The organism is Burkholderia sp. ABCPW 14 (genome assembly GCF_001523835.1).
In the GTDB taxonomy this organism is placed as follows: domain Bacteria; phylum Pseudomonadota; class Gammaproteobacteria; order Burkholderiales; family Burkholderiaceae; genus Burkholderia; species Burkholderia mayonis.
Genome location: NZ_LOVS01000144.1, coordinates 79,534 through 104,668, shown reverse-complemented (window position 1 = coordinate 104,668; position 25,135 = coordinate 79,534). Strand labels below are relative to the sequence as shown.

The window sequence follows — 25,135 nt, the reverse complement described above, 5'->3', positions numbered from 1 at the left end:
ACGGCGCCGGGCGCGAGATGTGAGTAGGGCCGAATCGTGGGCTTGTCGATTTGTCGGAGCCTGTCATTCAAGCTTGCACAGGAATGTTACCCATGCGCGAACCAGATCTGTTTGTTCAGTCGTCGGGCGTCGAGATCGCCGTTTATACCTGGGGCGATCGGCCAGGCAGCGGGCGCCCGGCAGAGGTGCTGGTGCTGGCGCACGGCTTTCCCGACCGCGCTCTGTTCTGGGAGCAAGTGGCCGATGCGCTGAAAGAGGATTTTTACGTCGTGGCGTACGACATGCGAGGCTGCGCCAATTCAACCCATATCACCGGTTCGCGACACTACAAGTTTGAGTTGCTGCTTGCCGATCTCTATGCGGTGATAGACGTGGTCAGTCCCACCCAAAAGGTTCACCTGGTCGGGCACGACTGGGGCGGGATCTATGGCTGGAACGCGATCAACGATGCGGATGGCATACGGCGCATCGCGTCGTTCACCACCATGTCGCCCAGCCTGGAACAGGTCGGCTTCTATTTGCGGCGCCGCATGCTGAGGCCGACTCCGCGCAATTTCGCGCAGTTGTTCGGTCAGTTGCGTCGCAACAGCCTGATGACGTTCTTCACGCTGCCGCTATTGCCCGAGCTGTTGTTTCACAGTGGCTTGGGCACGGTGATGTTTCGCATATTGATCAACCGTTACGAGCCTCGAATCCGCTTCCGGAAAAACGAAGGCGTAGAAGGCGACGCCATTCGCTACCTCGGGATTTATCGGGCCAACCTGCTACAGCGCACATTGCGGCCGAAGAAGGCGATCACTCCGGTGCCGGTGCATGCGCTGACGGCGATTCACGATCCGTTTTTGCCTCCACGCGTATTCGAGCGCAGCCATGAATGGGCGACGCAATACAGTCAATCGCCGGTGGACGCGGCACATTGGGCGCCGCTGAGCCGGCCGTTGGAGATGGCGGAAGCGATTCGCGCTTTTGTGCGCAGGAACCGGCAGGTGCAAGAAGGGCGTGGGCATGTAAGCGCCAAGTGATTCGAGGCGGCTTTCGGGCGGGCGAACGGTTGCGGTGAGCGCGTGGCGCGCCTGTCGACCTGGCCGGCTTTTGCTGCAAAGCCCGCAACGGGTTTCGCGCCGGTCGCGCGCCGGATTCCGGCTGGGCGCGCGACGGCAAGTGTCATCTTGTATTTTTCAGCAGGCCTGACGCATTCGCGTGGCCGCGCTTGAGCGCTCCGGCGCTACGGGCGGCTTGCCGTATTTTTCCCCCGACATTCGATGCGACCTTGGCTCCGGTGGCCGCCCGCGGCCGGCGCCAGCCGGACGACCCGTCCGGACGCCGGCCGCGCCCGCCCGAATGTAACGAAAAGTTAGCGATTCGATTGCGATGCGATGCCGCGCATCAGTTCTTACAAACTTGAAATATGCGGCGCAGACGGTTCCCGCTATAGTCGAATCCAACGAATCAACCAGAAGGGGAGTCCATGAAAACCTTGCGTGCTGCCTCGCTCGTGGCCGGTCTCGCCGCGCTGCTCGCATCCGGCGCTGCGCTGGCAGGCGTCAGTGTCGGGATCAACGTCGGCGTGCCTGCGCCCGTCTACGTCGCGCCGGCGCCCGTGTACGCGCCGCCGCCGCCGCCCGTCGTGTACCAGCCGGCACCCGTCTATGCGCCGGCCCCGGTCTATGTGCCCGCGCCGTCGATCGTGATCGGCTGGCACGGCGATCGTTACTGGGATGGCCGCCGCTACTGGGGCCGCGACGAGTGGTATCGCCATCGCGGTCGCGATGGGGACCGCGGCCACTGGGACAACGGCCGCCACAACGGCTGGCGTCACTGATTCCGTCGCCCGCCGGGCCGTGCACCGGCTGGAGGCAGGCGCGCCGAGCGACGCATCGCCGCGATGAGTGAACCATGAAAAAACCGCCCGGAGAACGGGCGGTTCGAACGTCTGATGAACCCCGCGCTTTCGCGAGCGCGGGGTTCGGTCATTTGGCGAGCGCGACACCGCGCGCCGAAGCGCCGCGGCTCGAGCCGCCCGCCGCGGCGACGCGCTTACTCTTCGAGGCCGGCCATCCCGCCGACGACCGCATTGAAGCCCGAGTCGACGTGCATCACCTCGGCCGTGACCCCGCTCGCGAGGTCCGACAGCAGGAAAGCGCCCGCGTTGCCGACCTGCTCGATCGTCACGTTGCGCTTGAGCGGCGAGTTGCTTTCGACGAAATCGAGAATCTTGCCGAAGCTCTTGATCCCGCTTGCGGCGAGCGTCTTGATCGGGCCCGCCGAGATCGCGTTCACGCGCACGCCCTTCGCGCCGAGCGACACCGCGAGATAACGGACGCTCGCTTCGAGCGCCGCCTTTGCGAGGCCCATCGTGTTGTAGTTCGGGATCGCCCGTTGCGCGCCGAGATACGACAGCGTGAGGAGCGACGCGTCGCTCGACAGCATCGGCAGCGCGGCCTTCGCGAGCGCCGGGAAGCTGTATGCGGAGATGTCGTGCGCGATGCGGAAGTTCTCACGCGTGAGGCCGTCGAGGAAGTCGCCCGCGATCGCCTCGCGCGGCGCGAAGCCGATCGAGTGGACGAGGCCGTCGAGCGTGTCCCAGCGCGCCTTGAGCGACGTGAAGAGGGCATCGATCTGCGCGTCGTCGGCGACGTCGCACGGGAACACGAGATCGCTGTCGAACTCGGCCGCGAATTCGGTGATGCGATCCTTGAAGCGATCGCCGACGTAGGTGAACGCCAGCTCGGCGCCCTCGCGCTTGCACGCCTTGGCGATGCCGTAAGCGATCGAGCGGTTCGACAAGAGGCCCGTCAGCAGAATACGTTTACCGTCGAGAAAGCCCATGAATTCTCCTATGTGAGGCGCGCGCGCCCGCGCGTCGGCGGGCGGCGGCTGGCTGTAATCGGTTGCGAGTGGGTAGAATTCTCTCACATCGCCATCCTCGAACGACTGCCAAGGCCTCTATGACGATCGGTTCGCCCCGGGCCCGCCGGCCGCGACCGCCGCGACGCGCGGCGACACCGGAACAGACCGCGCGGTCCGCCGCGCCGCAACGGGCGGCCGCCGCGCGCGCCGCGCTCGTGCGCCTCGCGCGGGCGGCGGCGGCGGGCGTCGCGCTCGCGCTCGCCGCGACGCAGGCGGCCCACGCGGTCTACGCGATCGCCCAATACGGCGAGCCGAAGTATCCGCCCGGCTTCAGCCATTTCGACTACGTGAACCCGGGCGCGCCGAAGGGCGGCACGCTCGTGCTTGCGAATCCGAACCGGCTCACGACGTTCGACAAGTTCAATCCGTTCACGATGCGCGGCAACCCGGCGCCCGGGCTCGACTTGCTGTTCGAGAGCCTGACGACGGGCAGCGCCGACGAGCCCGCATCGGCCTACGGCCTCCTCGCGGACGACATCGACATCGCGCCGGACGGGATGTCGGTCACGTTCCATCTGAATCCGCGCGCGCGCTTCTCGAATGGCGATCCCGTCACCGCAGCGGACGTCAAGCACGCGTTCGACACGCTGAAGAGCCCGCAGGCGGCGCCGCAATACCCGGCGTACTACGCGGACATCACGCGTGCGGTGATCGTCGATCCGGCGACCGTGCGCTTCGAATTCCGCCGCAAGAACCGCGAGCTGCCGCTGATCGCGGGCGGCATTCCGGTGTTCTCGCACAAATGGGGCTTGCGGCCGGACGGCTCGCGCATTCCGTTCGATCAGCTCGCGTTCGAGCCGCCGATCGGCAGCGGCCCGTACCTGATCGAGCATTACGACAGCGGCCGCACGATCACGTACCGGCGCGATCCCGCGTACTGGGGCGCCGCGCTGCCGGTGCGGATCGGCACGAACAACTTCGAGCGCATCGTCTACAAGCTGTACGGCGACGGCGTCGCGCGGCTCGAGGCGCTCAAGGCGGGCGAGTACGACGTGCTCGTCGAGTACGTCGCGCGCAACTGGGTGCGGCGCGACGTCGGCAAGCGCTTCGACAGCGGCGAGCTCGTCAAGCGCGAGTTCCGCCAGCACAACGGCGCGGGGATGCAGGGCTTCTTCATGAACCTGCGGCGGCCGCTGTTCCAGGACGTGCGCGTGCGACGCGCGCTCGATCTCGCGTTCGACTTCGAATGGCTGAACCGGCAGCTCTTTTACGGCGGCTACACGCGCCTGAACAGCTATTTCGCCGACACCGATCTGCAGGCGACCGGTGTGCCGGGCGCGGGCGAGCTCGCGCTGCTGAACCCGCTGCGCTCGGAGCTCGATCCGGCGGTGTTCGGGCCGATGACGGTGCAGCCGGACACCGATCCGCCCGGGTCGCTGCGCGCGAACCTGCTGAGGGCGCGCGCGCTGCTGGCGGACGCCGGCTGGACCTACCGCGACGGCGCGCTGCGCAACGCGAGGGGCGAGCCGTTCACGTTCGAGATCCTCGACGATTCGGGCTCGGTGTTCGACGCGGTCGTGACCGCGTACATCCGCAATCTCGCGAAGCTCGGGATCGTCGCGAAGTACCGGACGGCCGATTACGCGCTGCTGCAAAAGCGCCTCGACGCGTTCGACTACGACGTGACGACGGTTCGCTACCCGGGCGTCCAGATGCCGGGCGCCGAGCAGGTGACGCGCTACGCGAGCCGCTACGCGGACGAGCCGGGCTCGGACAACCTGACGGGGCTCAAGTCGCCCGCGGTCGACGCGATCCTGAAGGCGCTCACACAGGCCCAGACGCGCGAGGAGTTGCTCGACGCGACGCACGCGCTCGACCGCGTGCTGATGCACGGCTACTATGCGGTGCCGCAGTGGTACAGCACGACGCACCGGATCGCGTTCAAGCGCACGCTCGCCTATCCGTCGACGCTGCCGCTGTACTATTCGGCGGAAGGCTGGGTCGTGTCGACGTGGTGGGCGAAGTCCGGCCACGGCGCGGCCGCCGAGCCGTGACGGCCGCCGCGCGCGCCGCTTGCCGCGCCGGTCAGGCGGCCGCCGCGCGCCGCCCGCCGATTGACGAAACCGTTCGAACACGCCCGGATGCGCCTATGTGGAGCTACATCCTCAAACGTCTGCTGCTGATGATCCCGACGCTCGTCGGTGTGTTGACCATCACCTTCGCCGTGATCCAGTTCGTGCCGGGCGGCCCGGTCGAGCAGGCGGTGCAGGAGCTGCGCAAGGGCGCGGAGCGGGGCAGCACGCCGTTCGGGATGCGCTCGTACACGGGCGTCGACGCGCAGCAGCTCGCGCAGCTGAAGGCGCTGTACGGCTTCGACAAGCCGCCTCTCGAGCGCTATTGGCTGATGCTCAAGCGCTTCGCGCGCTTCGATCTCGGCGATAGCTACTTCCATCACCAGAGCGTGTGGTCGCTCGTCGTGTCGAAGCTGCCCGTGTCGATCAGCATCGGCGTGTGGACTTTCCTGCTCACGTATCTGATCTCGGTGCCGCTCGGCATCGCGAAGGCGGTGCGCAACGGCTCGCCGTTCGATCTCGCGACGAGCCTCGTCGTGCTCGTCGGCTACGCGATTCCGGGCTTCGTGCTCGGCGTGCTGCTGCTCGTGCTGTTCGGCGGCGGCTCGTTCTGGCAGATCTTCCCGCTGCGCGGCCTCACGTCCGACAATTTCGCGCAGCTCTCCGTCGCCGGCAAGATCGCCGATTACCTGTGGCACATCGCGCTGCCGATCATCGCGTCGGTCGTCGGCAGCTTCGCGGTGATCACGATGCTGACGAAGAACGCGTTCCTCGACGAGATCCGCAAGCAGTACGTGCTGACCGCGCGCGCGAAGGGGCTGTCCGAGCGCAGCGTGCTGTGCAAGCACGTGTTCCGCAACGCGCTGCTGCCGCTCGTCGTCGGCTTTCCGGCCGCGTTCATCGGCGCGTTCTTCACGGGCAGCCTGCTGATCGAGACGCTGTTCTCGCTCGACGGGCTCGGCCTGCTGTCGTACGAATCGGTGATCCGGCGCGACTACCCGGTCGTGCTCGGCACGCTGTACATCTTCACGCTGATCGGGCTCGCGACGAAGCTCGTGTCCGATCTGTGCTACGTGTGGGTCGACCCGCGCGTTCAATTCGAGCAACTGGAGCGCTGACTTGAGCCGACTCGCCGTTTCTTCCCGGATCGACGCCGCGCGCGCGCGCGTGTCGCCGTCGCCCGCGCGGCGCGTGTGGCTGCGCTTCAAGGAGCAGCGCCTCGGCTACTGGAGTCTCGTGGTCTTCGTGATCGCGTTCGCGGCGAGCCTCGCCGCGCCGCTGTGGTCGAACGACAAGCCGATCGTCGTGCGCTACGCGGGCCACTATTACTTTCCGCTCTTCAAGAGCTATCCGGAAACGACGTTCGGCGGCGACTTCCCGACGCCTGCCGACTACCTCGATCCGTACGTGCGCGAGAAGCTCGATGCGCCCGGCAACTTCGCGCTGTATCCGCCGAACCGCTATTACTACGACACGCTCAATTACTTCTCGAAGCGGCCGAATCCGGCGCCGCCGTCGCGCGAGAACTGGCTCGGCACCGACGCGCAGGGGCGCGACCTGCTCGCGCGGCTCGTCTACGGGTTCCGCGTGTCGGTCGAGTTCGCGCTGGTCCTGACGTTCATCGGCACGCTGCTCGGCATCGCCGCGGGCGCGGTGCAGGGCTTCTTCGGCGGGCGCATCGACATCATCGGGCAGCGCCTGATCGAGATCTGGAGCTCGATGCCGGAGCTGTATCTGCTGATCATCTTCGCGTCGGTGTTCGAGCCGAGCTTCGTCCTGCTGATCGTGCTGCTGTCGCTGTTCGGCTGGATCGGGCTGTCCGACTACGTGCGCGCCGAATTCCTGCGCAACCGCACGCAGGACTACGTGCGCGCGGCGCGCGCGATGGGGCTGTCGAACTGGCAGATCATCTGGCGTCACGTGCTGCCGAACAGCCTCACGCCCGTCATCACGTTCCTGCCGTTCCGGATGAGCGGCGCGATCCTCGCGCTCACGAGCCTCGATTTCCTCGGGCTCGGCGTACCGCCGCCGACGCCGAGCCTCGGCGAACTGCTCGCGCAGGGCAAGGCGAATCTCGACGCATGGTGGATCTCGCTCGCGACGTTCTGGGTGCTCGTCGCGACGCTGATGCTCCTGACCTTCATGGGCGACGCGCTGCGCAACGCGCTCGACACGCGGATCGCGGATACGACGCGCGCGGCGGGAGGCATCCGATGAGCGCCGCGCAGACGGCGGGCGGCGGCGCGGCGCCGACGCCCCGCGAGCCGCTCCTGTTGCTCGATCGGCTGCGCGTGCGCTTCGGCGACACGCTCGCCGTCGACGACGTGTCGCTCGCGATCGGCCGCGGCGAGCGCGTCGCGCTCGTCGGCGAGTCCGGCTCCGGCAAGAGCGTGACCGCGCTGTCGATCCTGCGGCTCGTGCGCGACGCCGACGTGAGCGGAACGATCCGCTTCGCGGGCGAGAACCTCGCCGACAGGAGCGAGCGCCAGATGCGCGGGCTGCGCGGCGCGGACATCGCGATGATCTTCCAGGAGCCGATGACGGCGCTCAATCCGCTGTACACGGTCGGCGAGCAGATCGGCGAGACGATCGAGCTGCACGACGGCGTGTCGAAGCGCGACGCGCGCGAACGGGCGATCGCGCTCCTCGCGCGCACCGGAATCGACAAGCCGGAGGCGCGCGTCGACAGCTACCCGCACCAGTTGTCGGGCGGCCAGCGGCAGCGCGCGATGATCGCGATGGCGCTCGCGTGCCGGCCGCGCCTGTTGCTCGCCGACGAGCCGACGACCGCACTCGACGTGACGATTCGCGCACAGATCGTCGAGCTGCTGCTCGAACTGCAGCGCGACGCGGCGGCCGAGCGGGGGATGGCGGTGCTCCTCATCACGCACGATCTCAACCTCGTGCGGCGCTTCGCCGAGCGGGTCGCGGTGATGGAGAAGGGCAAGCTCGTCGAATGCGGGCCGGTCGAACGGATCTTCGACGCGCCCGAGCATCCGTACACGCAGCGCCTGCTGCACAGCCGGCCGCAGCGCACGGTGTCGCCCGTGCTGCCGATCGCGCCCGTCGTGCTCGACGCGCGCAGCGTCACGGTGCAGTTCAGGCAGAAGCTGCCGGGCTTCGACGGGTGGTTCCGATCCGGGCGCTTCACCGCGGTGTCGGATGCGAGCGTGTCGGTGCGGCAGGGTGAGACGCTCGGGATCGTCGGCGAGTCGGGCTCCGGCAAATCGACGCTCGCGATGGCGCTTCTCGGGCTGCAGAAGCTTGCGCACGGCGACATCGAGTTCGAGGGCCGCTCGCTCGCGAGCTACCGCGGTCGCGAGCGGACCGCGCTGCGCGCGAACATGCAGGTGGTATTTCAGGATCCCTTCAGTTCGCTTTCGCCGCGGCAGACGATCGAGCGCGTCGTGTCCGAGGGGCTCGAGCTGCATCGCCCGCAACTATCCGCCGACGCGCGCCGCGACAAGGTGATCGCGGTGCTGCGCGAAGTCGGCCTCGACCGCACGGTGCTGCATCGCTATCCGCACGAATTCTCGGGCGGCCAGCGTCAGCGGATCGCGATCGCGCGCGCGCTCGTGCTGGAGCCGCGCGTGCTTGTGCTCGACGAGCCGACGAGCGCGCTCGACGTGTCGATCCAGCAACAAGTGTTGAAGCTTCTGTCGAATCTGCAACGAAAATACAACCTCGGCTACGTGTTCATCAGCCACGATCTCGAAGTGATCGGCGCGATGGCGCATCGGGTTGCGGTGATGCAGGGCGGGGAGATCGTCGAGACGGGCGACGTCGAGCGGATCTTCACCGATCCGGTGCATCCTTACACGCAAAAACTGTTGAAAGCCGTTCGTTAAGTCGGATGAATCCGAATGGTGCAAGAAGTTTGATTGAAATTATCAATTCCTTTTGACAAACAAATACTTCGTGGCTAGTATCGACCGAAATTTTTCCGCTAATCAGCTGATTTTCCAGCGCAAATTCATCGACCAATGCAGCATCGATATCTGACCCAGGCTTGCACGCGCGTCGTCGCCGGGATGTTCGTTGGCGTCCTGATCGCTGCAACTCCCGGCGCGTTCGCCGACGAAGTCAGCGGTTCCAGTCAGAATGCCGTCAGTTCGACTCAAGCCGAGTCGGCTTCCTCCTCTCAGAATCTCCAACAGGTCAGCGCAGCCACGCCCGCGAAGAGCCAGGGTGGTGCAAAGGCGTTCCTGTCCGGCATGGCCGGCAAGGCAGGCGACGTCGTCGTCGGCGCGCTGAACATGATCGGCGTGCGCTATCGCTGGGGCGGCAACACGCCGGATTCCGGGCTCGATTGCAGCGGCTTCGTCCGCTATGTGTTCCAGGACACGCTCGGCATGTCGCTGCCGCGTCGCGCGGAAGAAATGAGCCGCGTCGGCGAGAAGGTTCGGATGAGCGAGCTGAAGCCGGGCGACCTCGTGTTCTTCAACACGATGCGCCGCACGTTCTCGCACGTCGGCATCTATATCGGCGACAACAAGTTCGTGCATTCGCCGTCGACGGGCAGCACGATCCGCGTCGACGATCTCGATAGCGGCTACTGGGAAAAGCGCTTCACCGGCGCGCGCCGGATCGAGACGCAGTTCTCGACGAAGCCCGACGATCTGCGCCAGCGCGTGAAGGCGACGATCGGCGACGGCAACGTCAATGCGAGCGCGAGCGGCAGCAACTGAGTCGCGCGTCGCTTGCGCCGGCGGATGCCGGCCGCGTCGAAGCCCCGCTCTCCGATGGAGGCGGGGCTTTTGTTTTGGTGCGACGTTTTCGGTGCTGCGGAAGGGGGGCGGCGCGCGGCACGCTCGTGCCGGCGTGCGCTGCGGCCGGCGCGTGCGGGCTTAGGCGGCCGCAGCCGTCGCGCGCGCGGCGGCGAGCTTGCGCTGCAACTCCGGCATGATCCGCGCGACCGCTTCCTCGCCCGCAAGGATCGCCGCGTTGCGCTGATTGAAGTCGCCGCCGCCCATCGCGGCGAGGTTCGGGCGGATCACGACGTCGGCGTACTTGTCGAGCTCGTAGGTCTTGATCGTCTGCCCCATGATCATGAACGTCTGCAGCAGCATCTCGATCGGGTTCTGTGTCGTGCTGCCCTCCGGGCGCGCGGAGATGTCGACCGCGATCACGAAGTCGGCGCCCATCTTGCGCGCGAACGATGCAGGCACGGGGCTCACGAGCCCGCCGTCGACGTACTCGCGATCGCCGATGCGCACCGGCTCGAACACCGACGGCACGCTGCACGATGCACGCACCGCGAGCCCCGTGTTGCCGCGCTGGAACAGGATCGGCTGACCGCTCTTCAGGTCGGTCGCGACGATGCCGAGCGGCTTCGTCATTTTCTCGATCGGCCGGTTGTTGAGCGTCTTGTTGATGAAGTTCTGCAGTGCGATGCCCTGCAGCAGGCCGCGCGAGCGGAACGGCGTCGCCCAGTCGCTGATCGACGCTTCGTCCATCGCGAGCGCGAGCTTGTTGATCTGCAGCGCGTTCATGCCCGACGCGTACAGCGCGCCGACGACCGAGCCCGCGCTCGTGCCGGCGACGAGCTCGACCGGAATCCCACGCGCCTCGAGCGCCTTCAGCACGCCGACGTGCGCGAAGCCGCGCGCCGCGCCGCCGCCGAGCGCGATGCCGATCCGGATCGGTTTTTCGCGCGGCTGCGCCGGGTTCGCGGGAGGCGTGACGGCGCCCGACGTCGTCGGCTTGGTGCCGGTCGACGTGCAGGCGGCGAGGACGGCCGACGCACAAGCGAGCGTGAACGTGCGGCGGGACAGGCGGGGGGACGACATCGACTCGATCTCCAGCGACGAACCGCGCGCGTCCTCGATGGGCGCGCCGCGCGGCGAAATTCCGGCGGCCGCGCCGATGGTCGTGGGCGGCCGTGCGCGGCGCCGGCATGGCGACCGCGGCGCGCACATCATAAAGCAACTGGCTACGTGCGCGCGAAAGCTCCCGCCGCGTGATTGCGCGATCGTTGGCCGAAAGGGCAGTGGGCGATTCGGGCGGGCGTCCGCGAAGATATCCGTGCCGAGCCCGGGTGCGGCTGCGAGGCTGTCTGGATACGGAGGCCGTCGGGCGTGGACGGGCGTGCGCACATGCCGCAACGCGGTGCGAATCGCCGAGCGAAGACGTGAAGACGTGAAGACGTGAAGACGTGAAGACGTGAAGACGTGAAGACGCGAAGACGCGAAGACGCGAAGACGCGAAGACGCGAAGACGCGAAGACGCGAAGACGCGAAGACGCGAAGACGCGAAGACGCGAAGACGCGAAGACGCGAAGACGCGAAGACGCGAAGACGCGAAGATCGGGGTCGGAAGGCGGAGCGCCGCGGCAGGCCGTGCGCCGCGCGGCGAGGAACCGCCGCGCGGCGAGTATAATTCGTGCTCTTTCCGTTCCGGTCGCGCACGCCCCCGGCTCTGCCGTGCGGTGTGCGCCGCTGCCGCGTCGTTTCAATTGATGCGCCGCTTGAGGCGTTCGAGCTATCGTTTATGACCCGTCCTGTACGTACCCGTTTCGCGCCGAGCCCCACGGGCTTCATCCATTTGGGCAACATCCGATCCGCGCTTTATCCGTGGGCCTTCGCCCGCAAGATGAAGGGCACGTTCGTGCTGCGGATCGAGGACACCGACGTCGAGCGCTCGACCGAAGCGTCGGTCGAAGCGATTCTCGAAGGGATGGCGTGGCTCGGCCTCGATTACGACGAAGGTCCGTACTACCAGATGCAGCGGATGGACCGCTATCGCGAAGTGCTCGCCCAGATGCAGGCGAGCGGGCTCGTCTATCCGTGCTACATGTCGACGGATGAGCTCGACGCGCTGCGGGAGCGCCAGCGCGCGGCGGGCGAGAAGCCGCGCTACGACGGCACGTGGCGTCCCGAGCCGGGCAAGGTGCTGCCGGAGCCGCCCGCCGGCGTGAAGCCCGTGCTGCGCTTCCGCAATCCGCTGGCGGGCTCGGTCGCATGGGACGACGCGGTGAAGGGGCGCGTCGAGATCTCGAACGAGGAACTCGACGATCTCGTCATCGCGCGCCCCGACGGCACGCCGACCTATAACTTCTGCGTTGTCGTCGACGATCTCGACATGAACATCACGCACGTGATCCGCGGCGACGATCACGTGAACAACACGCCGCGTCAGATCAACATCCTGCGCGCGCTCGGCGGCGAAGTGCCGGTATACGCGCACCTGCCGACCGTGCTCAACGAGCAGGGCGAGAAGATGAGCAAGCGCCACGGCGCGATGAGCGTGATGGGCTACCGCGACGCAGGCTACCTGCCGGAAGCGGTGCTCAACTATCTCGCGCGCCTCGGCTGGTCGCACGGCGACGCGGAGATCTTCACGCGCGAGCAGTTCGTCGAATGGTTCGATCTCGAGCATCTCGGCAAGTCGCCCGCGCAGTACGATCACAACAAGCTGAACTGGCTCAACAACCACTACATCAAGGAAGCGGACGGCGCGCGCCTGACCGAGCTGGCGAAGCCGTTCTTCGCGACGCTCGGCATCGACGCCGACGCCATCGCGAAGGGCCCGGACCTGCTCGGCGTGATCGGGCTGATGAAGGACCGTGCGTCGACGGTGAAGGAGGTCGCGGAAACCTCGGCGATGTTCTATCGGACGCCCGCGCCCGACGCCGACGCGCTCGCGCAGCACGTCACCGACGCGGTGCGCCCGGCGCTCGCCGAATTCGCGGCCGCGCTGAAGACGGCCGAGTGGACGAAAGAGGCGATCGCGGCCGCGCTGAAGGCGACGCTCGGCGCGCACAAGCTGAAGATGCCGCAGCTCGCGATGCCGGTGCGCCTGCTCGTCGCGGGCACGACGCACACGCCGTCGATCGACGCGGTGCTGTGGCTGTTCGGCCGCGACGTCGTCGTATCGCGTCTCGAGGCGGCGCTCGCGTAAGCGTGTCGCCTCGATCGCGAAGCCGCGTCGTTCGAATGGCTCGTCATGCCGAGCACGCGGCTTTGCAAAAAAATTGGCTTGAACCGCAAATGGGGTATTTACAAACCTCGAAACCGTCTCTACAATCTCGTTTCTCTGTTGTTCAGCAGTCGACGAGACACGGGGGGTATAGCTCAGCTGGGAGAGCGCTTGCATGGCATGCAAGAGGTCAGCGGTTCGATCCCGCTTACCTCCACCAGTTGAACGCAGAGCGAATGAAGTTTGTGAAGCATGGAGTGACAGAAAAAATGCTTCACAAACGGAGCAAGAGAAGTTAGAATTTCGTTCTCTGCTGTTGATGAAAATTAACAGTGAGAACAAAGCAGAAAGACAGATCTGAAAAGATTTTGTCCCCTTCGTCTAGAGGCCTAGGACATCACCCTTTCACGGTGAGTACAGGGGTTCGAATCCCCTAGGGGACGCCAAACATCAGCGGCGTTTCGGTAGAAACGAAGCAGGTCGGCAGGAGCGTAACCGGCGCTTGTCGATCAGGGTGTAGGAAGTGGAGCGGTAGTTCAGTTGGTTAGAATACCGGCCTGTCACGCCGGGGGTCGCGGGTTCGAGTCCCGTCCGCTCCGCCAAATCGAAAGCCCGTTCAGGCTGCATGTGAACGGGCTTTTTCGTTAAAGGTGTAAGCAGTACGTTGTCCCCTTCGTCTAGAGGCCTAGGACATCACCCTTTCACGGTGAGTACAGGGGTTCGAATCCCCTAGGGGACGCCAAGACAAGGTGTCGTTCGAGCGAATCGCCGAAACGACGCGCCGGCAGGAAGCAACCGACGCCTGCCAGGCATGCAGCAAGACTGGAGCGGTAGTTCAGTCGGTTAGAATACCGGCCTGTCACGCCGGGGGTCGCGGGTTCGAGTCCCGTCCGCTCCGCCAAATCGAAGCCCGTTCAGGCATGCCTGAACGGGCTTTTTGTTTTTCGCGGCCTGTCTCGTCGCCATTTTCCGGCGGGTCGCCGCCGCATGCGTGCAAATTGGCATTGCAACGCACGCCGGCTGCGCTATCGTGGCGGTGACGCAGGTTTTGCGAACACGCCATGTCCGATTCAACCGCCGCACCTCTCGTCTATCTGCTGCGCTCCGCCGAGCCGGGCGACTTCGAATTCGCGGAAGCGCTTACGCACGGCAACATGAATGCGTACTACCAGCGCCATGGTCTCAAGTGGCGCGCGGATCTCTTTTTCGCGAGCTGGCGCGACTCCGAGAACTTCATCCTCGAACTCGACGGTACGCCGATCGGCCTATTGAGGATGACCGAAGAGGGCGATTCGCTGCACATTCGCGACGTGCAGATCGCGCCGGAATACCGGCAGCGCGGCGCGGGCACGTATCTGCTCGAGACGTCGCACCGCGTCGCGAAGGCGCGCGGATTGCGAGAGACGCAACTGCGCGTGTTCGTCGACAATCCGGCCGCGCGGCTCTATCTGCGGATGGGATACCGGCTCGCAGGGCCGCGTCTCGCGCAGTTCGGCTCGATCCGGCATATGGTGCGACTCGTGTCGTCGTGATGTCTTGTGTGCGGCAGGACCGCGGCGGGCGCCGGAGCAATGCCGATGAAGCAGGCGAAGCGAGGCGGCCGGCCGGTTTGTTTGCGCGCGATCGAGCGCGATGCGCGCAATGGGTTCGCCGACGCGCAGTCGATGGAGGTTCCGACGTCGCGCCGTGCGAAGCATCGAAACGCCTCGCAGTCCGAACGAGCGCGCGAACCCGTCGCGGCTTGCCGAGCGAACCGGTTCGATCAATTGCGCCGCGTTTGATTGGTCGCGTCGGCCGCAGCCGGAGAATGGGGGCGATCAATCGCGTCGCTTCTCTTCTCTTCAATCGCATTGCCCGCAGCCGGATTCGCGCGCGACGTCCCGACGGCCGAATCGAACGTCGGCTGCCTTACAGCAGCGGTCCGGCGTCCCCGTCGTCGGCCGATGCGATTTCCGTCACCGCATGCCTGTCGCCGCGCTGAATGAACGCACGCGGACTCGCGCCGAATGCGCGCCGGAACATCGCGGAGAAGGCGCTCTGGCTCTGATAGCCGAGCTCGCGAGCGATGTGCGACAGCGGCCGCCCCTGATTCAGGAGCGGAATTGCGCGCGCGAGAAGGGCCTGCTGACGCCATTGCGAAAAACTCACGCCGAGCTCCTGCTTGAAAAGCCGCGCGATCGTCCGGGTGCTCGCGCCGACGCCAGCCGCCCAGTGCTCGAGCGACTCGCCTTGCGCCGGATGCGCGAGCACCGCTTCGCATAGCGCGCGCAGCCGCTTTTCGGTCGGCATCGGCACCGCGAGAGGCAATGGCTCGGCGCGCGTGAGCTCGTCGAGCACGAGCGCGGCGAGGAGTCGCTCGCGCACACGATTGAGCGGGCGCGCCTCGAGCGCGACGACCAGCTCGCGCAACAGCCCCGACACCTCGACGACCCGGCACGCGTCGAGCCCGTCCGGCACCGCCGATTCGTCGACGTACAGCGTGCGCAGATAGGCGTCCTCGACGATCACGACTTCATGTGGAATCCGCGGCGGCACCCAGATCGCGCGCGATGGCGGCACCATCCACGACGAGCCGGCCGTCGCGAGCCGCAGCACGCCGCGCGACGCGTATGCGAGTTGCGCCCATGCATGCGAGTGCTGCGGCACGCGCATGCCGGCCGCGATCGAGCGGGCGCGCACGCGCATCGGATGCGAGGGCGTCGGCGCGAATTCGGACGGGACGTCGATCGTGGCGGCGGGCGGCTGCGCAAAAAGGGGAACGGACGAGCTCATTGATGATCGAAGACGGGGGGCGGGCGGTGCGTCCGGCTATTGTAGGGCGAGCCTTCTATCCGCCGCAGCGGGATTTTTCTTCGCCGATAATGCCGGATCGACACCACACGAACCCTCCAGGAGACTTCGACATGATGTTCGCCACCACCGATCTTTGCGACGCGAACGAGGGCCGCCTCGCGGCCGGCACGCTGCGCGTGCTCGAGCCCGCGTTGCGCGTGTTCGGCGGCGTGCGGCGCTTCGCGGGGCCCGCCGCGACGCTCAAGCTGTTCGAGGACAACACGCTCGTGCGCGCGGCGCTCGAGCAGGACGGCGCGGGGCGCGTGCTCGTCGTCGACGGCGGCGGCAGCCTGCGCTGCGCGCTCGTCGGCGGCAACCTCGGCGCGCTCGCCGAAAAGAACGGATGGGCCGGCATCGTCGTAAACGGCTGCGTGCGCGACTCGGATGAACTCGCCGAGTGCCGGGTCGGCGTGCTCGCGCTCGCCGCGCATCCGCGCAAGAGCGACAAGCGCGGCGGCGGGGTGAGCGATGTGCCCGTCGACTTGCGCGGCACGCGCATCGTGCCGGGCGACTGGATCTACGCGGACGCCGACGGCGTCCTCGTCAGCGACGGCGCGCTGCTCGAGTAACGCGGCGGCGTGCCGGTTCGACGGCGCGACTGAAACAAGGAAGGAAATGCGATGCGCTACGTATTCTGCTACGGGACCCTGAGGGCGGGCGAGATCAACGATATCGGCCGCGCGGCGCCGTGGCGGTGTCGGGGCGGCTGTACGACTTCGGCAACTATCCGGGGATGGTCGCCGAGAGTGGCCGCGATCTCGTCTGGGGCGACATCTATGCGATCGACGAAGCGCTCGTGTCGGTGCTTGACGAGATCGAGGAGGTCTATCCGGGCGTCGAGGGCCTGTTCGTGCAGCAGCAGGCGTCGGTCGAGCTCGGCGGGCGCCGGTACGAGTGCCTGTACTATCCGGTCGCCGCGCATTCGGTCGCGGACAAGCCGCGGATCGAGTCGGGCGACTGGGTACAGCATCGCCGCGCGCGTGTCGCGTGATGCGGCGGGCGGGGCGCGTGCGATGCGCGATTGGTGCGGTCGCGTGCGAGCGGCGTGGCGTGCGAAAGCCGGTTGCCCATGCTCGACGGTCGACGGCCGGTCTCGAAAGAGGAAAGACGAACGGCGAGCGCCAATGCGTGATGCCTGGCGATGCCGAAACGCCGAGCGAATGCCCCGGCGGCAAGGCGCTTTATGCTAACGACCCACGACAAATGGCGCTTCGAGGGCTAATGCCGTTCAGTTGAGCGTGGTTCGCAGTGGCCTAGCCTTGCAGAACCTAGGAAAAAGGCCGCTCCGGTATTAATCGGAGCGGCCTTTTTGATCTTAACTGAACGGCATTACGCGCTGATGGCGCCTCTTGCTTTTACGGCTTTAGCGGCCCGCAAGCGCAGCCGCCGGAGGGGGCGATCGATGCGCGAAGGCAGCGGCGGCGCATCGCGCCTGCGCGCGCCGCGCGCCGCCTCCGTCCGCTCAGATCTCTTCGTAGAGCGGCAGCGTCAGGAACTCGGTGAAGTTCTCCGACGTCGACATCTGCTCGAAGATCACCGCGGCGCGGTCGTAAGGCGCCGTGTCGCCGGCGACCACTTTCTTCACGTTATCGAGCTCGACCTTCGCGTATTCGCGCACGAGCTCGGCCGTGACCTTGCGGCCGTCGTCCAGCACGCCCTTCGGCGAGCGGATCCACTGCCAGACCTGCGAGCGCGAGATCTCGGCCGTCGCCGCGTCTTCCATCAGGTTGTGGATCGGCACGCAGCCGTTGCCCGCGAGCCACGAGCCGAGGTAGTGGATACCGACGTTGATGTTGTTGCGCAGGCCCGCTTCGGTGATCGGCGCTTCCGGCTGGAAGTCGAGCAGGTTCGCGCCTTCGATCTGCACGTCGTCGCGCTGCTTGGCGATCTGGTTCGGCTTGTCGCCGAGCACCTTGACGAACTCTTCCATCGCGAGCGACACGAGGCCCGGATGCGCGACCCAGCCGCCGTCGTAGCCGTCGCCGGCGTCGCGCGCCTTGTCCGCGCGCACGCCCGCCATCGCCTTGTCGTTCGCTTCCGGATCGTTCTTGATCGGGATCAGCGCGCTCATCCCGCCGATCGCGGGCGCGTTGCGCTTGTGGCAGGTCTTCAGCAGCAAGAGCGCGTACGCGCGCATGAACGGCACCGTCATCGTGATCTTCGAGCGATCGGCGAGGCAGAACTCACGGTCGTTCTTGAACTTCTTGATCGCCGAGAAGATGTAGTCCCAACGGCCGGCGTTCAGGCCCGAGCTGTGCTCGCGCAGCTCGTAGAGGATCTCGTCCATCTCGAACGCGGCGAGGATCGTCTCGATCAGCACGGTCGCGCGGATCGTGCCGCGCGGGATGCCGACCGCTTCCTGCGCGGCGACGAAAATGTCGTTCCAGAGGCGCGCCTCGAGGTGGCTTTCCATCTTCGGCAGATAGAAGTACGGGCCCGAGCCGCGCGCGAGCTGTTCCTTCGCGTTGTGGAGCAGGAAGAGGGCGAGGTCGAAGACGCCGCCCGACACGCGATCGCCGTCGACCGTCACGTGCTTCTCGTCGAGGTGCCAGCCGCGCGGACGCACGATCAGCGTCGCGATCTTGTCGTTGAGCCTGTACGACTTGCCGTTCTGCTCGAGCGAGATCGTGCGGCGCACCGCGTCGCGCAGGTTGATCTGGCCATCGATCTGGTTCGTCCAGCTCGGCGCGTTCGAATCCTCGAAGTCCGTCATGTACGAATCCGCGCCCGAGTTCAGCGCGTTGATGATCATCTTGCGCTCGACCGGGCCCGTGATCTCGACACGGCGGCATTGCAGGTCGGCGGGCAGCGGCGCGACCTTCCAGTCGCCTTCGCGGATCAATTTCGTCTCGGCGAGGAAATCGGGGCGCTCGCCGGCGTCGAGGCGCTTCGTGCGCTCGACACGCGCGGCCAGCAGTTCGCGACGGCGCGGCTCGAACTGGCGATGCAGCTTCGCGACGAGTTCGAGCGCCTCGGGCGTGAGAATCGCTTCGTAACCGGGCTTGATCTCGCCCGTGATCGCCATGCCTTGCGGCAGCTTCAGCGTCGTGGTCATCAGTTTCTCCTTGGTCGGTCAGTTACGTCAGTGGTGCAGTTACGGTGAAAACGGGCGGCGCGCCGCGTCAGGCGCCCGGAGCCGGGCGCGCGCGGCCGGCAGGCTTCGCGGCGGGCGGCGAATCGAGAAATGCGAGCAGGTCGGCCATGCCGGCGCCCGTGCCCGCAGGCGGCGCGCCGAGTTCCTCGAACGGTGCGCCCGTGCGGTTCAGCCAGAATGTCCGGTAGCCGAACCAGCCGGCGCCCGCGACGTCCCAGCCGTTCGACGACACGAACGCGATGTCGGCGGGCGCCGCGTCGAACGCCGCCGCGCCGAGCGCGTATGCGGCGGGCGACGGCTTGTACGCGCGGACCGCGTCGACGGACAGCACGCGATCGAAGAGGCCGTTCATCCCGGCGCTCTTGACCGCGATGTCGAGCATCTGCGGATTGCCGTTCGACAGGATCGCGAGCTTCGGCGGCGTCTTGCGCGCGCGCAGCGTGCGCAGCGTCGGCACCGTGTCGGGGTAGGTCGACAGGCAAGCGTATTCGTCCATCAGCCGCTTCTCGGCGGCGGCGGGCAGCGCGAGGCCGAGCGCGCGCGCGGCGAAGCGCAGCGCGTCGAGCGTCACCTCCCAGAACGGCCGATAGCGCGCGCCCGCCGGATCGGCGAGCGTGCGCAACTGCGAGTATTCGATCTGCTTGCGCCGCCAGAGCTGCGACAGCGACTCGCCTCGGCCGGGAAACATCTGCTCGGCCGCGGCAACGACCGCGTGCACGTCGAACAGCGTGCCGTACGCGTCGAAGAGGATCGCCTTCGGGAAGGCGGGCGGGATGCCGGGCATGACGTCGCGCTCCATGGTCAGAGGTCGAAATCGATTCTATTAGTGATCACTTGAACTAAAAAATACAGTAATCATCACTTGATCTTTTACTTTTTGATATCTAATCTGGAGCGCTTTCATGTTCAACGGGGCAGGCGGCTCGTGCCGCCCGCACATGGGATGGATCGCTTCAAACAAATCGAAACGTTCGCCGCGGTCGCCGCAAAAGGCAGCCTTTCGGCGGCCGCCCATGCCGAAGGGGTCGCGCCCGCGATCATCGGCCGCCGGCTCGACGCGCTCGAAGAGCGGCTCGGCGTGAAGCTTCTCGTGCGCACGACCCGAAAGCTCACGCTGACGTTCGAAGGCTCGGCGTTCCTCGAGGATTGCCAGCGGATCATCAACGACATGCAGAACGCCGAGGCGAGCGTGTCGGCGGGCGGCGTGAAGGCGAGCGGGCACTTGCGCGTGTCGGCGCCGGCGGGTTTCGGCCGGCGCCACGTCGCGCCGCTCGTGCCGGCGTTTACCGACGCGCACCCGGACGTGTCGGTCACGCTCGATCTGTCCGACCGGATGGTCGATCTCGTCAACGAGGGCTTCGACTGCGCGGTGCGTCTGGGCGAACTGCCCGACTCGTCGCTCGTGTCGCTCAAGCTCGGCGAGAACCGGCGCGTGTGCGTCGCGTCGCCCGCCTATCTCGCGCGCGCGGGCACGCCCGAGACGCTCGCCGATCTCTCGCGCCACAATTGCCTTGCCCTCGCGGCGAACGCGAATCAGCAGCGCGGCTGGGCGTTCGTCGACGACGGCAAGGTCGTGTCGATCCGCGTGTCGGGCACGATGGAATGCTCGGACGGCGCGGTGCTGCACGAATGGTGCCTCGACGGGCACGGGCTCGCGTGGCGCTCGTGGTGGGAGGTCGGCGCCGACATCGCGGCGAGCCGGCTCGTCAGCGTGCTCGACGCATTCGCCGCGCCGCCGGTCGGCATTCACGCGGTGTTCCCGCAGCGCCGGCATTTGCCGCTCAGGGTCCGGCTCTTTCTCGATTTCCTGAAGCACACGTACGAGCGGCCCGGCTACTGGGGCTGACGCCGTCGCAGCGAAGGCGGCCGCGCGCGCCGCATCGGCAGGCATGGCGCCCGCGTGCGATGGCGCGCGTTTCCGATATGAGGGCGAACCCTCTAGCGCGTGCGGCGGCGCGATTTCGCGCACTACAATCGAATCACACAGCGTCCGCGCGGGCAGCCCGGCATCGGCCGCCCGTCGCGGGTACGCCCGCGTCCGGACGCGCCGCAGTTGCCGACGGAGGTCGCCATGTTCAAGCACATCCTGGTTCCGACTGACGGGTCCGAGCTGTCGAAGAAAGCGATCGACGGCGCGATCGATCTCGCGCAGGCGGTCGGCGCGCGCGTGACGGCCTACGCGTGCCTGCCGCAATATCCGTACTCGCCGTTTTCCGAAGTCGTGATCGAGCCGCCCGCCGATTTTCGCGAGCGCAGCGAGCGCGAGGCGCGCGCGCATCTGGCCGAGGTCGAGGCGGCCGCGCGGCGCGCGGGCGTCGCATGCGAGTCGTCCACGAGCGTGCATCCTTCGCCGTATCTCGGCATCATCGAGGCCGCCGAGCGGGGCGGCTGCGATGTGATCTTCATGGCGTCGCATGGCAGGCGCGGGCTCGGCAGCCTGTTGATCGGCAGCGAGACGCAGCGCGTGCTGACCCATACGAAGATTCCCGTGATCGTCTATCGATAGCGTGCCGCGCGCGGCCGGACGAACGGCTGCGATGCGTACGCGAGAAAAAATAGGCGCGCCGGGCAGGGACCGGCGCGCTTCAATGTCAGCGGCGTCGCGAGACGCCGTGCACCCTGGGGCAGGCATGGCGCAACCATGCGCGCGACGGGTGAATTCTCCCTGATATGGTCTTGGTCTTGCTGGATACGCGCCGCGGCGGCTCGTGGCCGCGCGCGGCGCGCCTGCGCCCGTCGGAGGTCAGGCGACTTTCTGGCCGTCGAAGAACTGTTCGTCTTCGGTCGAACCGTGCAGCGCGGTCGTCGACGCTTCGCGCTCGACCGTCTGCGTCACTGCGTCGAAGTAGCCCGTACCGACTTCGCGCTGATGCTTGACTGCGGTGAAGCCCTTGTCGGCCGCCGCGAACTCGGCTTGCTGCAACTCGACGAACGCGCTCATCTGCGTGCGGGCATAGCCGTGCGCGAGGTTGAACATCGAGTAGTTGAGCGCGTGGAAGCCGGCCAGCGTGATGAACTGGAACTTGTAGCCCATCGCGCCGAGTTCCTTCTGGAACTTCGCGATCGTCGCGTCGTCGAGGTTCTTCTTCCAGTTGAACGACGGCGAGCAGTTGTACGACAGCAGCTTGCCCGGGAACTGCTTGTGGATCGCTTCCGCGAACTTCTTCGCGTATTCGAGATCCGGCTTGCCCGTTTCGCACCAGATCAGGTCGGCGTACGGCGCGTATGCAAGACCGCGCGAGATCGCCTGCTCGAGGCCCGGCTTCGTGCGGAAGAAGCCTTCGACCGTGCGCTCGCCCGTCAGGAACGGCTTGTCGTTGTCGTCGACGTCGGACGTGATCAGGTCGGCTGCTTCCGCGTCGGTGCGGGCGACCAGCACGGTCGGCGTGCCCATCACGTCTGCCGCGAGACGCGCGGCCGAGAGCTTCGCGACCGCTTCGCGCGTCGGCACGAGCACCTTGCCGCCCATGTGGCCGCACTTCTTCACCGACGCGAGCTGGTCTTCGAAGTGAACGCCCGATGCGCCCGCTTCGATCATCGCCTTCATCAGCTCGAACGCGTTCAGCACGCCGCCGAAGCCGGCTTCCGCGTCAGCGACGATCGGCGCGAAGAAGTCGACGTAGCCTTCGTCGCCTTCGTTCTTGCCTTCCGACCACTGGATCTGGTCGGCGCGCGTCAGCGTGTTGTTGATGCGCTTGACGACGAGCGGCACCGAGTTCGCAGGGTACAGCGACTGGTCCGGGTACATTTCGCCCGCGACGTTCGCGTCGCCCGCGACTTGCCAGCCCGACAGGTAGATCGCCTTGAGGCCGGCCTTCACTTGCTGCATCGCCTGGTTGCCCGTCAGCGCGCCAAGTGCGTTGACGAACGGCTCGTTGTTCACGAGGTTCCACAGCTTTTCCGCGCCGCGCTTCGCGAGCGTGTGCTCGATCTGGATCGAGCCGCGCAGGCGCACGACGTCTTCAGCCGTGTACGCGCGCTTGATGCCGTTCCAGCGCGGATCGGTTTCCCATTGCTTTTGCAGTTCCTGAGCCTGTTGTTGACGCGACATGATGCGTACTCCTTGAGTGGTCGTTGCCTGAAGAGATGAAATCTTTGACTTCACGAAACGCACGGCACGGTTCGGATTCGGCGATTCGGTTCGTGAAGTCTTGTATAAGAGTCTAGGCAAATCGACTGCGTCGAAACAGGGGCTTTTTCACGAAAATGTAAAAAATATATCCTATAAAAATCAAATGCTTGCGCTTTTAATTTCTTATTATGGAACGCGGTTTTCTATGCTGCAACGGCCTCGGTTGTGCCACGCAACATGATTTTTTACGACGCAAAAGATTTTTTCACATCGTGAAATCTCGGGCGCAAACAAAAACCGGCGCAGATGCGCCGGTTCTCGATAAGGGGAAGGGGGCAATGCCCGCGTCGCGGGCATGCCTCCGGGCAGCCGCTTACGCTGCCGAATTGCCGCGTCGCGGGCCGCCGCGCTGGCCGTCACTGCGGCGCGCGCCGTAGCCTTCGCGGCTGCCGCCGCTCGGCTTGCCGCTCCAGCCGCCCGAGCGACCGCCGCCGTTGCCGCTGCCCGGCTTGCCGCCGAACCGGCGGCCGCCGTTACCGTTACCGCCCGGACGGCCGCGGCCGTTTCCGTTGCCGCGATCATTGCGCGGCGGCGCCTTGCGCGGCTCGAAGCCTTCGATGACGTTCACCGGCAGCGGTGCGCGCACGAAGCGCTCGATCCGCTTGAGCGCGCCTTGCTCGGCGTGATGGACGAGGCTCACAGCGGTGCCCGAGCGGCCCGCGCGGCCCGTGCGGCCGATCCGGTGCACGTAGTCCTCGGCGAACTTCGGCAGGTCGTAATTGAACACGTGCGTGATGCCGGGGATGTCGATGCCGCGCGCGGCGACGTCGGTCGCGACGAGCACGCGCACGCGGCGCTCGCGCAGCGCACGGATCGTGCGGTTGCGCGCGCCTTGCGGCAGGTCGCCGTGCAGCGCGGCCGATTCGAAGCCCGCATCCGCGAGGCGGCCGGCGAGCTGGTCGGCATCGATCTTGGTCGCCGTGAAGATGATCGCCTGGTCGAGCGCGGTGTCGCGCAGCAGGTGGTCGAGCAGGCGATCCTTGTGATCGCGGTCGTCGACGTAGTGCACGGTTTGCGCGATGTTCGTGCGCGACTCGAGGCGCTGGGTGATTTCAATGCGCTCCGGGTCCTTCAGCAGACGGCTCGTCAGCGAGCCGATCTTGCCGTCGAGCGTCGCCGAGAACAGCATCGTCTGGCGCGTCGCGGGCGTCGCGGCGACGATCGTTTCGATGTCGTCGATGAAGCCCATGTCGAGCATGCGGTCGGCTTCGTCGAGGACGAGCATCTTCAGTTCGGACAAATCGATGCGGCCGCGCTCGAGGTGGTCGAGCAGGCGCCCCGGTGTCGCGACGAGGATCTCGGGGTTCTTCGCGAGCAGCATCAGTTGCTGGCCGTACGCGACGCCGCCGAGGATGCTGACCGTGCGCAGGCGCTTGAGGTGCTTGCCGTACGTCGAGGCGGCCGTCGTCACCTGCATCGCGAGTTCGCGCGTCGGCGTGAGGACGAGGAGGCCGGGGCGCGCGACGGGTTGCGGACGGCGGCCGCGGCGCTCGCCTTGCTGCGGTTCGCGCGGCGGCCGCGCCTGCGTCTTTTGAAGCTGCGCGAAACGCTCGATCGCGGGCAGCATGAACGCAGCCGTCTTGCCCGAGCCCGTCGGGCTCGACACGAGAAGGTCGCGGCCTGCGATGCCGGCCGGAATTGCGCGTTGCTGGACGGGCGTCGGCTTCGCGTAGCCGGCCGCTTGCAGCGCCGAGACGATCTCAGGCGACAGGCCGAGCGACGCGAACGTCGGTTCGTCCGACGCGGGCTCGCGGCGGTCGTCTTCGGCAGGCTGCGGTGCGGCGGCGTCGAGGCCGAGCGCCTGGTCGGCGATCGCGGTGAGCGGGCTGAGGGAATTGCTCGAAGTCATGTCAATCCTTGAAACACAGTGGGATGAACGCCGCGCCAATCGCGCATACCCAAGTCGACGGATTCATCGAGCAATTCGGGAAACGTGGCGATTGTCCGCATGTCGTGGACGTGCGGACAACAATTTCGTTAGAAGCTGTTTTGGGTGCGGCGTGCATTCGGTGCACATGCCGCCAGCCTGAGACTTGACAGCCCGCAAGGGGCTACGCAGGAAGGGACAGGTTCTAAACTGGATTGGAGCGAAACGCTATGGAACGCTGGCGAAGAGGACTGCCGGCATGGACCGGAAAGGCCGCCCGTCGCGACGCGCAGCGCGCATTGTACATTTTTTTGCTGCGCTGCGCCAGCATCGATTTCGCCCGTTGCGGGCGACGCGCACTGCGTCCGACA

At 66.5% G+C, this 25,135-nt stretch carries 18 protein-coding genes, 5 tRNA genes and 2 pseudogenes; 18 read left to right on the top strand and 7 right to left on the bottom strand.

Going from position 1 to position 25,135, the window contains the following annotated elements:
• Positions 1 to 92 precede the first annotated feature (92 nt).
• The gene (locus WS62_RS22290) at positions 93 to 1,022 is read left to right on the top strand and encodes an alpha/beta fold hydrolase (protein WP_066575368.1); all 930 of its coding nucleotides are present in this window, start codon (positions 93 to 95) and stop codon (positions 1,020 to 1,022) included.
• Between the two features lie 446 nt (positions 1,023 to 1,468).
• A complete protein-coding gene (locus WS62_RS22285) occupies positions 1,469 to 1,822 on the top strand; it encodes a hypothetical protein (RefSeq protein ID WP_066487854.1) in 354 nt (117 codons plus the stop codon).
• Positions 1,823 to 2,037: 215 nt separating this feature from the next.
• Here WS62_RS22285 and fabI read toward each other — a convergent pair whose 3' ends face one another.
• Entirely contained in the window at positions 2,038 to 2,829 is a 792-nt protein-coding gene (gene fabI, locus WS62_RS22280) for an enoyl-ACP reductase FabI (protein WP_066575339.1), read from the bottom strand.
• A 119-nt stretch (positions 2,830 to 2,948) separates the two neighbouring features.
• Between fabI and WS62_RS22275 the strand changes: the two genes are divergently transcribed.
• The 5 genes from WS62_RS22275 to WS62_RS22255 all read left to right on the top strand — a co-directional run bounded on the left by WS62_RS22275 (position 2,949) and on the right by WS62_RS22255 (position 9,610).
• Positions 2,949 to 4,904 carry an extracellular solute-binding protein gene (locus WS62_RS22275; RefSeq protein ID WP_066575336.1) on the top strand — a complete coding sequence of 652 codons (1,956 nt, stop codon included), beginning with the start codon at positions 2,949 to 2,951 and terminating at the stop codon, positions 4,902 to 4,904.
• Positions 4,905 to 4,999: 95 nt separating this feature from the next.
• Positions 5,000 to 6,040 carry a microcin C ABC transporter permease YejB gene (locus tag WS62_RS22270; RefSeq protein ID WP_066487849.1) on the top strand — a complete coding sequence of 347 codons (1,041 nt, stop codon included), beginning with the start codon at positions 5,000 to 5,002 and terminating at the stop codon, positions 6,038 to 6,040.
• Between the two features lies 1 nt (position 6,041).
• Positions 6,042 to 7,139 carry an ABC transporter permease gene (locus WS62_RS22265; RefSeq protein ID WP_066575334.1) on the top strand — a complete coding sequence of 366 codons (1,098 nt, stop codon included), beginning with the start codon at positions 6,042 to 6,044 and terminating at the stop codon, positions 7,137 to 7,139.
• A complete protein-coding gene (locus WS62_RS22260; RefSeq protein WP_066575331.1) occupies positions 7,136 to 8,770 on the top strand; it encodes an ABC transporter ATP-binding protein in 1,635 nt (544 codons plus the stop codon). The genes WS62_RS22265 and WS62_RS22260 overlap by 4 nt, the downstream gene beginning before the upstream one ends.
• 135 nt (positions 8,771 to 8,905) lie before the next feature.
• On the top strand, positions 8,906 to 9,610 hold the full coding sequence (locus WS62_RS22255) for a C40 family peptidase (protein WP_066575330.1): 705 nt from the start codon (positions 8,906 to 8,908) through the stop codon (positions 9,608 to 9,610).
• 159 nt (positions 9,611 to 9,769) lie between these two features.
• On the opposite strand, the pseudogene WS62_RS22250 reads toward WS62_RS22255, so the two are convergent.
• Positions 9,770 to 10,820, bottom strand: a pseudogene (locus tag WS62_RS22250) (patatin-like phospholipase family protein).
• Between the two features lie 591 nt (positions 10,821 to 11,411).
• On the opposite strand from WS62_RS22250, the gene gltX reads away from it, so the two are divergent.
• The 7 genes from gltX (at position 11,412) to WS62_RS22215 (ending at position 14,371) form a co-directional block, all read left to right on the top strand.
• The gene (gltX, locus tag WS62_RS22245) at positions 11,412 to 12,821 is read left to right on the top strand and encodes a glutamate--tRNA ligase (protein ID WP_066575328.1); all 1,410 of its coding nucleotides are present in this window, start codon (positions 11,412 to 11,414) and stop codon (positions 12,819 to 12,821) included.
• 162 nt (positions 12,822 to 12,983) lie between these two features.
• Positions 12,984 to 13,059 (top strand) — tRNA-Ala (locus WS62_RS22240).
• Between the two features lie 150 nt (positions 13,060 to 13,209).
• A tRNA-Glu gene (locus WS62_RS22235) sits at positions 13,210 to 13,285 on the top strand.
• 79 nt (positions 13,286 to 13,364) lie between these two features.
• Positions 13,365 to 13,441: transfer RNA gene (locus WS62_RS22230), tRNA-Asp, on the top strand.
• A 64-nt stretch (positions 13,442 to 13,505) separates the two neighbouring features.
• Positions 13,506 to 13,581 (top strand) — tRNA-Glu (locus WS62_RS22225).
• Positions 13,582 to 13,663: 82 nt separating this feature from the next.
• Positions 13,664 to 13,740 (top strand) — tRNA-Asp (locus WS62_RS22220).
• A gap of 160 nt (positions 13,741 to 13,900) precedes the next feature.
• Complete coding sequence (locus tag WS62_RS22215) at positions 13,901 to 14,371, top strand: GNAT family N-acetyltransferase (protein WP_066575326.1); 471 nt, start codon at positions 13,901 to 13,903, stop codon at positions 14,369 to 14,371.
• Between the two features lie 376 nt (positions 14,372 to 14,747).
• Here WS62_RS22215 and WS62_RS22205 read toward each other — a convergent pair whose 3' ends face one another.
• Complete coding sequence (locus WS62_RS22205) at positions 14,748 to 15,611, bottom strand: AraC family transcriptional regulator (RefSeq protein ID WP_066575322.1); 864 nt, start codon at positions 15,609 to 15,611, stop codon at positions 14,748 to 14,750.
• A gap of 131 nt (positions 15,612 to 15,742) precedes the next feature.
• Here WS62_RS22205 and rraA point away from each other — a divergent pair, with 131 nt between their 5' ends.
• The gene (gene rraA, locus WS62_RS22200; protein ID WP_066575312.1) at positions 15,743 to 16,240 is read left to right on the top strand and encodes a ribonuclease E activity regulator RraA; all 498 of its coding nucleotides are present in this window, start codon (positions 15,743 to 15,745) and stop codon (positions 16,238 to 16,240) included.
• 51 nt (positions 16,241 to 16,291) lie between these two features.
• Positions 16,292 to 16,662: pseudogene (locus WS62_RS22195) on the top strand (gamma-glutamylcyclotransferase family protein).
• A gap of 471 nt (positions 16,663 to 17,133) precedes the next feature.
• Here WS62_RS22195 and aceB read toward each other — a convergent pair.
• Both aceB and WS62_RS22185 read right to left on the bottom strand, forming a co-directional pair.
• Positions 17,134 to 18,726 (bottom strand): malate synthase A, encoded by a 1,593-nt coding sequence (aceB, locus tag WS62_RS22190; protein ID WP_066575309.1) that lies wholly within the window; start codon positions 18,724 to 18,726, stop codon positions 17,134 to 17,136.
• A gap of 67 nt (positions 18,727 to 18,793) precedes the next feature.
• Positions 18,794 to 19,570: a haloacid dehalogenase type II gene (locus WS62_RS22185; protein WP_197422897.1), complete on the bottom strand. Its 777-nt coding sequence runs from the start codon at positions 19,568 to 19,570 to the stop codon at positions 18,794 to 18,796.
• Positions 19,571 to 19,708: 138 nt separating this feature from the next.
• Between WS62_RS22185 and WS62_RS22180 the strand changes: the two genes are divergently transcribed.
• Complete coding sequence (locus WS62_RS22180) at positions 19,709 to 20,611, top strand: LysR family transcriptional regulator (protein ID WP_066575308.1); 903 nt, start codon at positions 19,709 to 19,711, stop codon at positions 20,609 to 20,611.
• A gap of 225 nt (positions 20,612 to 20,836) precedes the next feature.
• Complete coding sequence (locus tag WS62_RS22175; RefSeq protein ID WP_066491883.1) at positions 20,837 to 21,271, top strand: universal stress protein; 435 nt, start codon at positions 20,837 to 20,839, stop codon at positions 21,269 to 21,271.
• A gap of 237 nt (positions 21,272 to 21,508) precedes the next feature.
• On the opposite strand, the gene aceA is transcribed toward WS62_RS22175, so the two are convergent.
• Both aceA and WS62_RS22165 read right to left on the bottom strand, forming a co-directional pair.
• Entirely contained in the window at positions 21,509 to 22,816 is a 1,308-nt protein-coding gene (gene aceA, locus WS62_RS22170) for an isocitrate lyase (protein ID WP_066575307.1), read from the bottom strand.
• Positions 22,817 to 23,210: 394 nt separating this feature from the next.
• The gene (locus WS62_RS22165) at positions 23,211 to 24,746 is read right to left on the bottom strand and encodes a DEAD/DEAH box helicase (RefSeq protein WP_066575302.1); all 1,536 of its coding nucleotides are present in this window, start codon (positions 24,744 to 24,746) and stop codon (positions 23,211 to 23,213) included.
• Positions 24,747 to 25,135 lie beyond the last annotated feature (389 nt).

What these genes read in the sequence shown, in the direction of transcription:
- WS62_RS22180 (WP_066575308.1), top strand. Translation starts at nt 19,709, where the DNA reads ATGGATCGCTTCAAACAAATCGAAACGTTCGCCGCGGTCGCCGCAAAA.
- WS62_RS22285 (WP_066487854.1), top strand. Translation starts at nt 1,469, where the DNA reads ATGAAAACCTTGCGTGCTGCCTCGCTCGTGGCCGGTCTCGCCGCGCTG.
- aceA (WP_066575307.1), bottom strand. Translation starts at nt 22,816, where the DNA reads ATGTCGCGTCAACAACAGGCTCAGGAACTGCAAAAGCAATGGGAAACC.
- fabI (WP_066575339.1), bottom strand. Translation starts at nt 2,829, where the DNA reads ATGGGCTTTCTCGACGGTAAACGTATTCTGCTGACGGGCCTCTTGTCG.
- WS62_RS22275 (WP_066575336.1), top strand. Translation starts at nt 2,949, where the DNA reads ATGACGATCGGTTCGCCCCGGGCCCGCCGGCCGCGACCGCCGCGACGC.
- WS62_RS22175 (WP_066491883.1), top strand. Translation starts at nt 20,837, where the DNA reads ATGTTCAAGCACATCCTGGTTCCGACTGACGGGTCCGAGCTGTCGAAG.
- rraA (WP_066575312.1), top strand. Translation starts at nt 15,743, where the DNA reads ATGATGTTCGCCACCACCGATCTTTGCGACGCGAACGAGGGCCGCCTC.
- WS62_RS22205 (WP_066575322.1), bottom strand. Translation starts at nt 15,611, where the DNA reads ATGAGCTCGTCCGTTCCCCTTTTTGCGCAGCCGCCCGCCGCCACGATC.
- WS62_RS22165 (WP_066575302.1), bottom strand. Translation starts at nt 24,746, where the DNA reads ATGACTTCGAGCAATTCCCTCAGCCCGCTCACCGCGATCGCCGACCAG.
- WS62_RS22215 (WP_066575326.1), top strand. Translation starts at nt 13,901, where the DNA reads ATGTCCGATTCAACCGCCGCACCTCTCGTCTATCTGCTGCGCTCCGCC.
- gltX (WP_066575328.1), top strand. Translation starts at nt 11,412, where the DNA reads ATGACCCGTCCTGTACGTACCCGTTTCGCGCCGAGCCCCACGGGCTTC.
- WS62_RS22255 (WP_066575330.1), top strand. Translation starts at nt 8,906, where the DNA reads ATGCAGCATCGATATCTGACCCAGGCTTGCACGCGCGTCGTCGCCGGG.
- WS62_RS22270 (WP_066487849.1), top strand. Translation starts at nt 5,000, where the DNA reads ATGTGGAGCTACATCCTCAAACGTCTGCTGCTGATGATCCCGACGCTC.
- WS62_RS22260 (WP_066575331.1), top strand. Translation starts at nt 7,136, where the DNA reads ATGAGCGCCGCGCAGACGGCGGGCGGCGGCGCGGCGCCGACGCCCCGC.
- WS62_RS22290 (WP_066575368.1), top strand. Translation starts at nt 93, where the DNA reads ATGCGCGAACCAGATCTGTTTGTTCAGTCGTCGGGCGTCGAGATCGCC.
- aceB (WP_066575309.1), bottom strand. Translation starts at nt 18,726, where the DNA reads ATGACCACGACGCTGAAGCTGCCGCAAGGCATGGCGATCACGGGCGAG.